The following is a 15,275-nucleotide window of genomic DNA, read 5'->3' on the forward strand; positions in this document are numbered from 1 at the left end:
ATAATAGCACCTTTTTTATAATTTTTGTCTTCCTTCAATAGCCTTGCTAATTGTAGCATTATCTGTAAATTCTAAATTTCCACCCATAGGAATTCCGCTAGCTAACTTTGAGACAGTTAAACCAAAGGGCTTTATTAATTTAGTTAAGTACATAATAGTTGTTTCTCCTTCTAAATCAGAACTTAAAGCAAAAATTACTTCTTTAATAGATTCAGTTGCAATTCTATTTAAAAGAGATTTAATATTAAGTTTATCAGGAGTGATACCGTTTAAGGGAGCTATTTTTCCATTTAACACATGATAACTTCCATTATATTTTCCGGTTTTTTCAATTGGAATAATATCTTTACTATCTTCAACTACACAAATAATAGAATTGTTCCTTGTTTCATCTGAACAAATACTACAAATTTCATTTTCACTGAAATTTCCACAAACTTTACATTTTTTAACATGAAGTTTTACATTCATAAGTGCTTCTGAAAAGTCACTAACCTCATCTTTATTTAAATCTAAGATATGGAAAGCTAATCTAGTAGCAGATTTTTTTCCAATACCAGGAAGTTTATTGAACTCTTCTATTAAAATTTCTAAATATTTTGATGACATAATTCTCCTATTCAGTCGGTGTATTTTTTATTCCTACTTTTCTTAAATCTTTAATAATATCTTTTCTTTCTTTTTCAAGTTCAGCAATATTTATAGTATGATCACTAACTCTTTCTTCATAATCAAGTTTCATATTTTCTACAATATTAACAAAATCATCATAAGTCATAGTAGGTTTAATATATTCTTCTAAATTACGAAGAAGTAAAACTCTTTTTCTATTATCTCTTACCTTTTTTTCATGATCTTGAATTTCTCTTTCGATTTTATTTTTTCTTCTAGCCTTTCTAACTATTTCTAATGCTTTATCCATTTTAAAATACCTCCTTAAAGTAAAATTCCCTATTTATATATTTTATACCAATATTTTTAATTTTGCAATTTTTTTTAAAAAATGGAATTTATTGAAAAAAACCAATATATATGCTAATATAAAGAGAAGATTAAGTAAGAATTTATGGAGGTTAGTATGGGAATTTTTAAAAGATGGTTTGGAAAGAAAGATACAAATAAAAAAGAAGAAGAAAAAATAGAAGAAAATATAAATAATAATAATGATAGCTTATTAATAGATGAAGAAATTAGTAAAGAAATAAAAAAAGAAAAAATAAAAGAAGAAATGAAAGAAGAAATAAAAGAAGAAATAAAAGAAGAAGAAACTAAAGAAAAGATATTTGAAAAAGAAAATATTGAAATTTTAGAAAAGAAGGAAAAAAAAGAAGAGAAGAGAAATTTGTTCAAATCTTTAAAGGAAAAACTTTTTAGAACAAGAGAAGGTTTCTTTGGAAAAATAAAAAATATATTTTCAGGAAGAGAAGTTATAGATCAGGAAATGTATGAAGAATTAGAAGAATTGTTAATACAATCAGATATTGGAATGGATATGACTATGAAGATAGTATCTTCTCTAGAAAAAGAAGTTAAAAAAAGAGGATTAAAAAAACCAGAAGAGATATATGAAGTTCTAAGAGAAGTTATGGGAGATTTTTTAATTAAAGAAAATAATGATTTAGATATTACAGAAGGAGAATTAAATGTAATATTAGTCGTAGGAGTCAATGGAGTAGGAAAAACAACAACTATTGGGAAAATAGCCCATCAATTAAAAAGAGAAGGTAAAAAAGTGATAATAGGAGCAGCAGACACTTTTAGAGCTGCAGCTATAGAGCAATTAGAGGAATGGGGCAAAAGAGCAGAGGTTGAAATTGTAAGAAAAGAACAAGGAAGTGACCCTGGATCTGTAGTTTATGAAACTATATCTGTTGCTCAAGAAAAAAAAGCAGATGTTGTTATAATAGATACTGCAGGAAGATTACATAATAAAGCTAACTTAATGAAAGAATTAGAAAAGATAAATAACATTATAATAAAAAAAATAGGTCATGAAAGATATGAATCTATTTTAGTGTTAGATGGAACAACAGGACAAAATGGATTAGCTCAAGCTGAAATATTTAATGAGTCAACTAAGTTAACAGGATTTATTGTAACAAAGCTAGATGGAACGGCTAAGGGAGGAGTTATTTTTAGCATTTCAGACAAAATAAAAAAACCAATTAAATATATAGGTGTTGGAGAAAGTATTGAAGATCTTAGAAAATTCAATGCTAAAGAATATATAAATGCTATATTCGATTAAAAATTGAGCAAAATAAAAAAAATATGCTAGAAAAAAAAGCAAAAAAAAGCAAAAAAAAAATTGTAAATATTTCTAAAATTTGTTAATATATAGTTGAAGTTTTAGAAAAATAGTTAAATTACGTTTAACAAACAGTAAATGTTATAAATAAATTATTATGAAATCTTTAAGGAGGATTAAAGTGAGTTTTTTAGGGAAAGTAAGAAAGAAAGCTTTAGTAGCAAACAGTAGAATTGTATTACCAGAATCACATGATGAAAGAGTATTGAGAGCAACAGCTGAAATATTAAAAGAAAAGTTAGCACGTCCAGTATTAATAGGAAATGCAGAAAAAATAGCTTTAGATGCAAAAGCTTATGAAGTTTCAATTGAAGGAGCACATATAGTAGATCCTGCAACATTCTCAAGAATGGATGAGTATGCAACTAAGTTAGCAGAGCTTAGAGCTAAAAAAGGAATGACTTTTGAACAAGCAAAACAAAAACTAATGACAGATAGAGATTTCTTAGGAGCTATGTTAGTTAGAATGGGAGATGCTGATGGAATGGTATCAGGAGCAACAGCACCAACAGCTAACGTACTAAGAGCAGGAATCCAAGTTATAGGAACAAAACCAGGAGTGAAAACAGTTTCTTCTGTTTTCGTAATGGAATTAACTCAAAAGAAAGATTTATTTGGAAGCGTATTATTATTTGGAGATTGTTCAGTTATACCAAAACCAACTTCAGAACAATTAGCAGATATAGCTACTTCAGCTTCTGAAACAGCTAGAACAATAGCAGGAATAAATCCGAGAGTTGCTTTAATGACATTCTCAACTAAAGGTTCTGCAAACCATGAGTGTGTAGATTTAGTTAAAGATGCAGGAAAAATATTAAGAGAAAGAAAAGTTGCTTTCAGATTTGATGATGAATTACAAGCAGATGCAGCTTTAGTTAAATCAGTAGGAGAAGTTAAAGCTCCATTATCAGATGTTTCTGGAAATGCTAACGTTTTAATTTTCCCAACTTTATCAGCAGGTAATATAGGATATAAATTAGTTCAAAGACTTGCAGGAGCAAATGCTTATGGACCAATAATTCAAGGGTTAAATGCACCTATTAATGATTTATCTAGAGGATGTTCAGCTTCTGATATCGTAGTTTTAGTTGCAATTACTTCAGCTCAAGCTTGTACAGAATGTGGAATGTAATTAAAATAAAAATTAAATAAAATTAAAATAAAAAAATAAGAATAAAAGGAGTTTATTTAATGAAAGTATTGGTAATAAATTGTGGGAGTTCATCTTTAAAATATCAATTATTAAATCCTCAATCAGGAGAAGTTTTTGCAAAAGGACTTTGTGAAAGAATAGGGATAGACGGATCAAGAATGGAATATGAAGTTCCTGCAACTGATTTAGAAAAAGAATTTAAACAAGCAATGCCTACACATAAAGAGGCTTTAACATTAGTAATAAATACATTAACAGATAAAGAAATAGGAGTTATAGCTTCTGTAGAAGAAGTTGACGCTATCGGTCATAGAGTAGTTCATGGTGGAGAAGAATTTGCAAAATCAGTATTATTAACTGATGATGTTTTAAAAGCTATCGAAAAAAATAACGAGTTAGCTCCTCTTCATAATCCAGCAAACTTAATGGGAATAGATACTTGTAAAGAATTAATGCCAGGGAAACCAAATGTAGGTGTATTCGACACTGCATTCCATCAAACAATGCCAGCTAAATCTTATATGTATGCATTACCATACGAAGATTATACTGAATTAAAAGTTAGAAAATATGGATTCCACGGAACATCTCATAAATTTGTTTCAGAAGAATGTATAAAAGCTATGGGTAATCCTGAGCACTCAAATATTATAATTTGTCACTTAGGAAACGGAGCATCAATTTCAGCTGTTAAAGATGGAAAATGTATTGATACTTCAATGGGACTTACTCCATTACAAGGTGTAATGATGGGTACTAGATGTGGGGATATAGATCCTGCAGCAGTTCTATTTATAAAAGGAAAAAGAAACCTTTCTGATAAAGAAATGGATTCAAGACTAAATAAAGAATCTGGAATTTTAGGAGTATATGGAAAATCTTCTGACTGTAGAGACATGGAAAATGGAGTTGCAGAAGGAGACGAAAGAGCAATACTTGCTGAAGAAATGTTTATCTATAAAATAAAAGCTTACATAGGAAACTATGCAGCACAACTTGGTGGAGTAGACGCAGTTTGTTTCGCTGGAGGAATTGGAGAAAACGCAGCAGGAGTTAGAGAAGCAGTACTAGAAGGTTTAGAATTTATGGGAATTAAGATAGATAAAGAAGTAAATTCAGTTAGAAAGAAAGGAATTGTTGATTTAACAGCAGCAGATTCTAAAGCAAAAATATTTAAAATACCTACAAATGAAGAATTAGAAATTGCTAGAGATACTTTCAAAATAGTAAATAACAAATAGGGAAAATTAGGACATTATTCAACAGAATATTAGACAAATCTTAAGCTAGTAATATTGATAAAATAGGAGGGGATAGGAATGTCCCTTCCAATATTCAATGTGATTAATAAAAACTCAAAGGTTTAAAAGGGAGGAAACAAAATGGCAAAACAAATGCAATCTATGGATGGAAACCAGGCGGCAGCTTACGCATCATATGCGTTTACTGAAGTAGCAGGAATTTATCCTATCACTCCATCATCACCAATGGCGGAGTATACTGACGAATGGGCAGCAAAAGGTATGAAAAATATCTTTGATGTTCCAGTAAAATTAGTTGAAATGCAATCAGAGGCAGGAGCAGCGGGAACTGTTCACGGGTCTTTGTTAGCAGGGGCATTAACAACTACTTATACAGCTTCTCAAGGGTTATTATTAAAAATACCTAACATGTACAAAATAGCAGGTGAATTATTACCAGGTGTTATACATGTATCTGCAAGATCATTATCAACTCATGCATTATCAATCTTTGGAGATCACCAAGACGTATATGCAGCAAGACAAACTGGATTTGCTATGTTAGCATCTAACTCAGTTCAAGAAGTAATGGATTTAGCAGGAGTAGCACATTTATCAGCGATAGAATCTAGTATACCATTCATGCATTTCTTTGATGGATTCAGAACTTCACATGAAATTCAAAAAGTTGAGTTAATGGATTACAATGTATTCAAAAACTTAATTAATATGGATAAAGTTGAAGAATTTAGAAAAAGAGCATTAAATCCTGAGTTCCCAGTAACTAAAGGAACAGCTCAAAACGACGATATCTACTTCCAAGGAAGAGAAGCTCAAAATAAATTCTATGATGCAGTACCTGATGTAGTAGCTCACTACTTATCAGAAATTTCTAAAGCAACTGGAAGAGACTACAAACCATTTAATTATTATGGACATCCAGAAGCTGACAGAGTAATAGTAGCTATGGGATCTGTTTGTGAAGCAGCAGAAGAAGTTATAGATAATTTATTAGCTAGAGGAGAAAAAGTTGGTTTAATTAAAGTTCACTTATATAGACCATTCTCAGCTAAATATTTCTTCCAAGCATTACCAAAAACAGTTAAGAAAATGGCTGTTTTAGATAGAACAAAAGAATCAGGATCAGTTGGAGAACCATTATATCTTGATGTGTTAGCTCTATTCAATGGTAAAGAAGATATGCCAACAATAGTTGGAGGAAGATATGGACTTTCTTCAAAAGATACTAATCCAGCTCAAATATTCGCAGTTTATACTGAATTATTAAAAGATGAGCCTAAAAATGGATTCACAATAGGAATTAATGATGATGTAACATTTACTTCATTACCATTAGAAGATCACACAGTAGTTTCAAAAGAAGACGTAAAAGCTTGCTTATTCTATGGATTAGGAGCAGACGGAACTGTTGGAGCTAACAAAAACTCAATAAAAATCATAGGAGATAAAACAGATTTATATGCTCAAGCATATTTTGCTTATGATTCTAAAAAATCAGGAGGAATTACAAGATCTAACTTAAGATTTGGTAAGGATCCTATAAAATCAACATATTTAGTATCAGCTCCTTCTTTTGTAGCTTGTTCAGTGGCAGCTTATGTTGGACAATATGATATGATTTCAGGATTAAAAGATGGTGGAACTTTCTTATTAAATACTGTATGGAATGAAGAAGAATTATTAAATCATATTCCAAATAGTTTCAAAAAACAATTAGCTGAAAAAAATGCTAAATTCTATACAATCAATGCAACTAAATTAGCAGGAGAAATTGGACTTGGAAATAGAACTAATACAATAATGCAATCTGCATTCTTTAAATTAGCTGAAATCATTCCATTTGCAGAAGCTCAACAATATATGAAAGATTACGCTAAAAAATCATATGCTAAAAAAGGTGACGATATAGTTAAATTAAACTGGAACGCTATTGATAAAGGTGCTGATGGAATCCAACAAATTACTGTTGATCCAGCATGGAAAGATCTTGCAGATGAAGAAGCTTGCGAAGCATCTTGCGGATCTTGTTGTGGAGATTGTGGATGTGGAACTGTTGATAAAACAGCAGAATATGCTAAAAATATTTCTTATGCAGTAAATCATGTTAAAGGATATGACTTACCAGTTTCAGCATTTAAAGGATATGAAGACGGTACAATTGAAAATGGATTAGCAGCTCTAGAAAAAAGAGGAGTAGCAGTATCAGTTCCAGAATGGAAAGTAGACAATTGTATTCAATGCGGTCAATGTGCTTATGTATGTCCACATGCTGCAATTAGACCATTCTTATTAGATGAAAAAGAAATGGCTAATGCACCAGAAGGAATGGAAACTAAAAAACCATTAGGAAAAGGATTAGATGGATTACAATATAGAATGCAAGTATCTGTAATGGATTGTACAGGTTGTGGATCTTGTGCTAACGTATGTCCAGCTAAAGAAAAAGCTTTAGTTATGCAACCTATCGATGCAGCTAAAGAAGACGGTCAAGTTGAAAATGCAAAATATCTTTACAATGAAGTAACTTATAAAGATGACTTAATGTCTAAAAATACAGTAAAAGGATCTCAATTTGCTCAACCATTATTTGAGTTCAATGGAGCTTGTCCTGGTTGTGGAGAAACACCTTATATTAAAGCAATAACTCAATTATTTGGAGATAGAATGATGGTTGCAAACGCTACTGGATGTTCATCAATCTATTCAGGATCATCTCCTTCAACTCCTTATTGTAAAAATGCACAAGGAGAAGGACCAGCTTGGGGATCTTCATTATTTGAAGACAATGCTGAGTATGGATTCGGTATGCACGTTGCAGTTGAAGCTTTAAGAGATAGACTTCAAGATGTAATGGAAAGAGGAATGGATAAAGTAGATCCTAAAGTAGCTGCTTTATTTACAAAATGGATTGAAAATAGAAAATCATCAGCAGTAACTAAAGAGGTAAAAGAAGAATTATTACCTATGTTAGAAGCTTGTGGATGTGAAGTATCTAAAGAAATTCTTTCTTTAAAACAATACTTAGTTAAAAAATCTCAATGGATCTTCGGTGGAGACGGTTGGGCTTATGACATTGGTTATGGTGGAGTTGACCACGTTTTAGCTACAAATGAAGATGTAAATATCCTAGTAATGGATACAGAAGTTTACTCAAATACTGGAGGACAAGCTTCTAAAGCAACACCTACTGGAGCAATTGCAAAATTCGCAGCAGCAGGAAAATCATTCAAGAAAAAAGATTTAGCAGCTATAGCAATGTCTTATGGACATATTTATGTAGCTCAAGTATCAATGGGTGGAAACCAACAACAATATCTAAAAGCAATAGCTGAAGCTGAAGCTTATGATGGACCATCTTTAATCATTGCTTACGCTCCATGTATTAACCACGGTGTAAGAAAAGGAATGAGCAAATCTCAAACTGAAATGAAATTAGCAACTGAATGTGGATACTGGCCAATATTCAGATATAACCCAGCTTTAGAAGCAGAAGGTAAAAACCCTCTAATTCTAGATATGAAAGAACCAAACTGGGATAAATATGAAGAATATCTAATGGGAGAAGTTAGATATGCTACTCTTAAAAAAGCTAACCCAACTCATGCTGAAGAATTATTCGCTAAGAATAAATTTGATGCACAAAGAAGATGGAGACAATATAATAGACTAGCAGCTATGGATTTCTCATCTGAAAAAAAATAGTTATTAATTTTAGATCTCTTCAGCGTTAAGCTGAAGGGGTCTTTTTTAATTTTTTGAAATAAAAATTTGACAGATTAAACAAATGGTGATAAAATACATCAAATAAAAATAAAAGGGAGGGATATATAAAATGAAAAATATAAATAAAGCTTATCTAAAAAATATCTCTCTTGTAAATACATTTTCTTGGTATTGGTATTAAAGAAAAGTTTGTAATTGTTTTATAAAAACAGAGACAAGCTTATTTTGGTTTATAAATTACTAATTAAGAAAATGTATCTGTAATACTAATTAATATTAAATTGTTGATTAAAACCTCAGATATATCTGAGGTTTTTTTTATAAAATTTTATAAAAAAGTTTATAAAATTCTAAGACACCGAACAAATTTTTAGAATTGATTGTTTATAAAACTAATTAAATCAATGGTTTGATAAAAAAAATGCGACAGGTAAAATAATAATATTGTTATCTAGAATAAAATATTCAAAGATGATAATATTATTTAAATAAAAAATTAATTAAGGAAAGGGGAAAAATATGATTATAGTAATGAAAAATGGAACACCGGAATTAGAAATAAAAAAAATAACTGAAGAGATGGAGAAAAAAGGATTTCAAGTAAATGAAATAAAAGGATTAAATTATACAATTTTAGGATTAATAGGAGATACTATATCTGTTGACCCGAGAGATATATCAGTAAATGTCTATGTTGAAAAAGTAATGAGAGTAGAAGAACCTTATAAACGTGCAAATAGAATATTTCATCCAGAAAATAGTGTTATAGATGTTGGTGGAATAAAGGTAGGAGGAGAAAAGATAGCAGTTATTGCAGGACCTTGTTCTATAGAAACAAATGATCAAATGAATGATATAGCAAAAGAAGTTAAAAAATCTGGAGCTTCAATGCTAAGAGGAGGAGCTTTTAAACCTAGAACTTCACCTTATTCATTCCAAGGATTAAAAGAAGAAGGATTAGATATGTTAGTAGCAGCAGGTAAAAATAATGGATTACCAGTAGTAACTGAAATAATGTCTATAGATAAAATTCCTTTATTTGAAGAAAAGGTAGATTTAATTCAAGTAGGTGCAAGAAATATGCAAAACTTTGAATTACTAAAAGCTATAGGAAGAGGAACTACTAAACCAGTATTATTAAAACGTGGCTTATCTGCAACAATAGAAGAATGGATAATGTCAGCAGAATACATAATAGCTAGTGGAAATCCAAATGTAATTTTATGTGAAAGAGGAATTAGAACTTTTGAAAAGTACACACGTAATACATTAGATTTAAGTGCTGTGTTAGCTGCTAAAAAGTTAACTCATTTACCAGTTATAGTTGATCCTAGTCATGCAGCAGGAAAATGGTGGATGGTTGAGGATCTAGCAAAAGCAGCAATAGCTGTAGGAGCAGATGGATTAATGATAGAGGTTCATAATGATCCTGAAAATGCATGGTGTGATGGAGCACAATCATTAAAACCAAAACGTTTTGATAATTTAATGAAAGAATTAAAAAAGATTTCAGAAATTGTAGGACGTAGCATGGATTAAAAAATAATGATATAATACTAATATACTTAAATTATTAAGAAGCTAGGGGGCTATATGGTAGATAAGAAAAATATTTTAGAAAAGAATATAGAAGATTTAGTGTTTGCTATTGTTGGAGTTGGTTTAATTGGAGGATCTTATGCAAAATATTTAAGAAAATTTAAAGTGAAAAAAATAATTGGAATTGATATTAATAAAAATTATTTAAAAGAAGCTTTAGAAAAAAATATTATTGATGAAGCTTATGAAAATCCAAAGGAAAACTTAAAAAAAGCAGATGTTATAATATTTTCCATATACCCAAGTACCTTAGTTAGATTTATAAAAGATAATGTTAAGTATTTTAAAGATAGTGTTTTATTGACTGATGCAACAGGAATTAAAGGAAAATTAATAAATGAAATAGAGCCACTTTTGGGAGAAAATATGGATTTTATTTTTGGTCATCCCATGGCTGGTAGAGAAGGAGTTGGAGTAGGACAATCTACAAAAGATATGTTTAAAGGAGCTAGTTATATACTTATTCCAACTTCTAGAAATAAAAAAGAGAATATTGTTTGGATGGAGAATTTTATAAATCTTTTAGAATGTAAAGATTATATAAAAGTTTCTCCTGAAAAACATGATGAAATTATTTCTTATACTAGTCAACTTCCTCATGTTATGGCAGTAGCTTTGGTAAATAGCAGTAATATGGATGAAAATTCTAAATATTTTATTGGCGGAGGTTACAAAGATACTACCCGTGTTGCAGATATTAATGAAGATTTATGGTCTGATTTATTATTAGACAATAAAAAGTTTATCATAGAGGAAATAAAAAAATTGGAAAATGAACTAGAAAAATGGAGAGATGCTTTAGAAACAGAAGATGTGATTCAATTAAAAAATATGATGAAAGAAGCCACAATAAAGAGAAGAGGGATAATGAATGCAAAAAATAAAAATTAATTTAGGACCAAAGACATATGATATTGAAATAGAATCAGGAATTTTAGATAAAATAGGTGGTAAAATAAAAAAATTTATATCTGCAGAAAAAATAGCAATAATTACAGATACTAATGTAAATGCTCTTTATGGTAAAGTCTTAGAGGATTCTTTAAAAAAAGAAGGGTATATTGTAGAAAGAATAGTTTTTCCTGCAGGGGAACAAAGTAAAAATTTACAAGTTTTAGAAAAAGTTTATAGTGAATTAGCAGAGTTTGGATTAACTAGAAGTGATTTGGTTATTACTTTAGGAGGAGGAGTTACAGGAGATTTGGGAGGATTTGCAGCAGCAAGTTTTTTACGTGGTGTAGATTTTATACAAGTTCCAACTTCTTTACTTGCTCAAATAGATAGTAGTGTTGGTGGGAAAGTAGCTGTAGATTTACCTAGTGGAAAGAACTTAGTGGGACATTTTTATCAACCTAAAGCTGTTTATATAGATCCTGAATTATTAAAAACATTACCTAAAAAATATTTACATGATGGTTTTGCAGAAGCTATAAAATATAGCTGCATAAGAGATCTTGAGCTTTTTGAAAAATTTGAAAATATGAATAAAGACGAGGATATAATAAATTCAGCAGAAGATATTATTTTTAGATGTTGTTCAATAAAAGGAAAGATAGTTGAAAATGATGAACTAGATAAAGGTGAGAGAATGGTTCTTAATTTTGGACATACAATAGGACATGCTGTTGAAAAATATTATGGATTTGAAAAATATACTCATGGTGAAGGTGTTGGAATAGGAATGATAAGAATGACTAGTACAACAGAAAAATTAAATATCACAGAAAAAGGAACAGTAGAAAGAATAAAAAAATTATTAGAAAAATTTAATTTACCAACTTCTGTTCAAATGGATTCTTTAGAGATTCATAAAATTATAAAAATGGATAAGAAAAAATCAGGAAGCAAAATAACTGTAATTGTTCTAAAAAGATTAGGGCAAGGGGAACTAATGAAGATAGATTTTAAAGATATAGATAAGTATATTATTTAATATCTAGAAAGGAGAGAATATTGAATATTTTAAAAATAACACCAAAAAATTTAAATGGAAATATTTCTATTCCTTCTTCTAAAAGTATGGGACATAGAGAGATAATATGTGCTGCTCTTGGAAAAGGAGAAAGTATAGTAGATAATATAAGTATTTCTAAAGATATTGATGCAACATGCAATTCTCTTAGGAATTTAGGAATTGAAATAGAAGAAGTAAAATCTAAAATTAATGGAAGAAAAGCTTTTAAAATTTTAGGAACAGATGGAAATCTTAAAGTGAAAAATAAAATTATAGATTGTGGTGAGTCAGGATCTACTCTTAGATTTCTAATACCTTTTGGAGCAATTTGTGGAGAAGAAGTTATATTTAAAGGTCAAGGAAAATTAGTATCAAGACCACTAGATGCATATTATAATATTTTCGATAAAAAAGGGATAATTTATGAAAACATTGAAAATAAAAATTTACCTTTAAAAGTTAATGGAAAATTAAAAGCTGGAGAATATGAATTACCTGGAGATGTAAGTTCTCAATTTATAACAGGACTTTTATTTATATTACCTTTATTAAAAGGAGACTCAATATTAAAAATAACTTCAAAATTAGAATCTCGTAGTTATATTGATTTAACTCTTTCTTGTCTAGATAAATATGGAATAAAAATAGAACATGATAATTATATGGAATATAGAATTAAGGGTAATCAACATTATAAAAATAATGAAGATTCTTATGTAGAAGGAGATTATTCTCAAATTGCTTTTTGGTTAGTAGCAGGAGCCTTAAATGAAAAAGGAAATAATATTAACTGCCAAGGAATAGATTTAAATTCTTTACAAGGAGATAAAGTTATTTTAGAGATTTTAGAAAGAATGGGAGTTAAACTAAATATTAAAGAATCTATAAATGAAATAGAAGTTTTAGGTGGAGAAAAAACAAATAAAACTATTATAGATGCAAGTGATTGCCCAGATATAATTCCTGTTCTTACAGTATTAGCTAGTGTAAGTAAAGGGATAACTGAAATAAAAAATGCAGGGAGATTAAGAATAAAAGAATGTGATAGATTAGAAGCTATTACTACTGAATTAAATAAAATAGGTGCAGATATTAAAGAACTTCCAGATGGACTAATAATTAATGGAAAAGAAAACTTAATAGGTGGAGAAGTAGAGTGTTGGAATGATCATAGAATAGCTATGAGTATGGCAGTTGCTTCTATAAAATGTAAAGAGTCTTTAACATTAAGGGGAACGGAATGTGTTAAAAAATCTTATCCTGAATTTTGGAATGATTTTGCAAAGTTAGGAGGAAAATATGAGTAGTGTATTTGGAGAAAAACTAAGAGTATCTATATTTGGAGAATCTCATGGATTAGGAATTGGAGTAGTTATTGATGGATTTCCTTCAGGACTAGAAATAGATTTAGAAAAAGTAAAAAAGGAAATGAAAAGAAGAGCTCCAGGAAGAAATAAAATGTCTACTCAAAGAAAAGAAAAGGATGAAGTAATTATACAAAGTGGTATATTTGAAGGAAAAACTACAGGAACTCCAATATGTGGACTGATATTGAATACTAATCAAAAATCTAAAGATTATAGTTATTTAAAAAATGTAATGCGTCCTAGTCATGCTGATTATTCTGGAAAAATAAAATATAAAGGTTATAATGATTATAGAGGGGGAGGTAGTTTTTCAGGAAGATTAACTGCTCCTTTAGTTTTTGCAGGTGTTCTTGCAAAACAATATTTAGAAAAGCATGAAATATTTGTAGGTGGACATATTTCATCAGTAGGTAAAGTTAAGGATAATAGTTTTAATACTTTAAATGAAACAAAGGAATTGTTTGATGAAATAAGTGAAAAGGCAATTCCTGTAATAAATGATAATATTTCAAGTGAAATGGAAAAAGAAATATCAATAGCTAGAGAAAATAAAAATTCAATTGGTGGGAAAATAGAGTGTATGATAACAAATGTACCTGCAGGAATTGGAGATCCATTTTTTGATTCTGTGGAAAGTAGATTATCTCATATGTTATTTTCAATACCTGCTGTTAAAGGAGTTGAATTTGGTTTAGGATTTGCAATTTCTGAAATTTATGGGGATGAAGCAAATGATTCTATGTATATAGATAATGAAGGGAATATTAAAACTAGAACAAACAATAATGGAGGTATTCTTGGGGGAATTACAAATGGAATGCCAATTATATTTAGAGTCGGAATAAAACCAACTCCTTCAATAGGAATGCCTCAAGAAACAGTTAACTTAGAAACAAAGGAAAATACAATACTTGAAGTAAATGGTCGTCATGATCCTTGTATTGTTCAAAGAGCTGTACCAGTTGTGGAAAGTGCTGCAGCAATTGTAATACTTGATTTATTGCTTTCAAGTGGTTTAAAATAAAATATTTATAATGGGGTATTTATGGAAAAAAATAACGGAAAAAATAAAATATATGTTGGGTATCAAGGAGTTGAAGGGGCGTACAGTCATTTAGCCATAGAGGAATATTTTAAAGATGAGAATATAGAAGAATTTAATTATTCTATATTTGAAGATGTTTTAGAAGCTGTTTCAAAGGGTGAGATAGAATATGGGATTTTACCAATTGAGAATTCTTCAACAGGTGGAATTACAGAAGTTTATGATTTGATAAGACAATATAATTGTTTTATTATAGGAGAAAAAATTATAAAAGTTGACCATAATTTACTAGCTTATCCTGGAACAAAACTTGAAGATATAAGAGAAGTTTATTCTCATCCTCAAGGTTTTGCTCAGTGCAGAGGATTTTTTAAAGAACATCCTAAGATGAAACAAATTCCATATTATAATACTGCTAGAGGAGCAAAATTAGTTAGTGAAGAGAAAAAAAATTATATGGGAGCTGTTGCAGGAAAGCAAGCAGCAAAACGTTATAATTTGGAAATATTAGCTTCTAATATAAATGCAAATAAAAATAATTATACAAGATTTTTTATAATTTCGAAAAAAATGATAAAAAATGAAAAAGCAAATAAAATAACTATGGTGGTAACATTAAAACATGAGCCAGGAAGTCTTTATAAACTTTTAGGATGTTTTTCTAACTATAATATGAATATGGAAAATATAGAATCTCGTCCAATAGCTGAAGAGCCATGGCAATATTTCTTTCATATTGACGTTACAGGAAACTTAGAGGAAGAAAATGTTAGAGAAGCTTTAGAAAAAATGAAAGAATTTGTTTCAGAATATAAAGTTTTAGGAAATTATATTGGAGAAAAAAAATAAAAGAGGGTGAAAATT

The 15,275-nt window shown here is 29.4% G+C and carries 12 protein-coding genes; 10 read left to right on the forward strand and 2 right to left on the reverse strand.

The annotated features are described in order from the left end of the window. Window positions 1-15: 15 nt before the first annotated feature. Complete coding sequence (gene recR / locus Q7K47_00740; GenBank protein ID MDP0505729.1) at window positions 16-609, reverse strand: recombination mediator RecR; 594 nt, start codon at window positions 607-609, stop codon at window positions 16-18. Window positions 610-616: 7 nt separating this feature from the next. Beyond that, complete coding sequence (locus tag Q7K47_00745; protein ID MDP0505730.1) at window positions 617-922, reverse strand: DUF496 family protein; 306 nt, start codon at window positions 920-922, stop codon at window positions 617-619. Window positions 923-1,078: 156 nt separating this feature from the next. Between Q7K47_00745 and ftsY the strand changes: the two genes are divergently transcribed. The 10 genes from ftsY to pheA all read left to right on the forward strand — a co-directional run bounded on the left by ftsY (window position 1,079) and on the right by pheA (window position 15,260). Continuing rightward, window positions 1,079-2,248 (forward strand): signal recognition particle-docking protein FtsY, encoded by a 1,170-nt coding sequence (gene ftsY, locus Q7K47_00750; GenBank protein ID MDP0505731.1) that lies wholly within the window; start codon window positions 1,079-1,081, stop codon window positions 2,246-2,248. A gap of 181 nt (window positions 2,249-2,429) precedes the next feature. Continuing rightward, on the forward strand, window positions 2,430-3,440 hold the full coding sequence (gene pta, locus Q7K47_00755; GenBank protein ID MDP0505732.1) for a phosphate acetyltransferase: 1,011 nt from the start codon (window positions 2,430-2,432) through the stop codon (window positions 3,438-3,440). Between the two features lie 59 nt (window positions 3,441-3,499). Continuing rightward, window positions 3,500-4,702, forward strand: coding sequence for an acetate kinase (locus tag Q7K47_00760; GenBank protein MDP0505733.1), 1,203 nt, complete (start codon window positions 3,500-3,502; stop codon window positions 4,700-4,702). Window positions 4,703-4,843: 141 nt separating this feature from the next. Beyond that, complete coding sequence (gene nifJ / locus Q7K47_00765; GenBank protein MDP0505734.1) at window positions 4,844-8,425, forward strand: pyruvate:ferredoxin (flavodoxin) oxidoreductase; 3,582 nt, start codon at window positions 4,844-4,846, stop codon at window positions 8,423-8,425. 540 nt (window positions 8,426-8,965) lie between these two features. Beyond that, window positions 8,966-9,985: a 3-deoxy-7-phosphoheptulonate synthase gene (gene aroF, locus Q7K47_00770; GenBank protein MDP0505735.1), complete on the forward strand. Its 1,020-nt coding sequence runs from the start codon at window positions 8,966-8,968 to the stop codon at window positions 9,983-9,985. Window positions 9,986-10,039: 54 nt separating this feature from the next. Continuing rightward, on the forward strand, window positions 10,040-10,936 hold the full coding sequence (locus Q7K47_00775; GenBank protein ID MDP0505736.1) for a prephenate dehydrogenase: 897 nt from the start codon (window positions 10,040-10,042) through the stop codon (window positions 10,934-10,936). Next, window positions 10,917-11,978: a 3-dehydroquinate synthase gene (aroB, locus tag Q7K47_00780; protein MDP0505737.1), complete on the forward strand. Its 1,062-nt coding sequence runs from the start codon at window positions 10,917-10,919 to the stop codon at window positions 11,976-11,978. Before Q7K47_00775 ends, aroB begins: the two co-directional genes overlap by 20 nt. Before the next feature lie 20 nt (window positions 11,979-11,998). After that, window positions 11,999-13,306 carry a 3-phosphoshikimate 1-carboxyvinyltransferase gene (gene aroA, locus Q7K47_00785; GenBank protein ID MDP0505738.1) on the forward strand — a complete coding sequence of 436 codons (1,308 nt, stop codon included), beginning with the start codon at window positions 11,999-12,001 and terminating at the stop codon, window positions 13,304-13,306. Then, the gene (gene aroC, locus Q7K47_00790; GenBank protein MDP0505739.1) at window positions 13,299-14,390 is read left to right on the forward strand and encodes a chorismate synthase; all 1,092 of its coding nucleotides are present in this window, start codon (window positions 13,299-13,301) and stop codon (window positions 14,388-14,390) included. Before aroA ends, aroC begins: the two co-directional genes overlap by 8 nt. Window positions 14,391-14,411: 21 nt before the next feature. After that, window positions 14,412-15,260 (forward strand): prephenate dehydratase, encoded by an 849-nt coding sequence (pheA, locus tag Q7K47_00795; protein ID MDP0505740.1) that lies wholly within the window; start codon window positions 14,412-14,414, stop codon window positions 15,258-15,260. Window positions 15,261-15,275: the final 15 nt, after the last annotated feature.

The sequence above is a fragment of the Fusobacterium sp. JB019 genome, assembly GCA_030673965.1.
In the GTDB taxonomy this organism is placed as follows: Bacteria; Fusobacteriota; Fusobacteriia; order Fusobacteriales; family Fusobacteriaceae; genus Fusobacterium_B.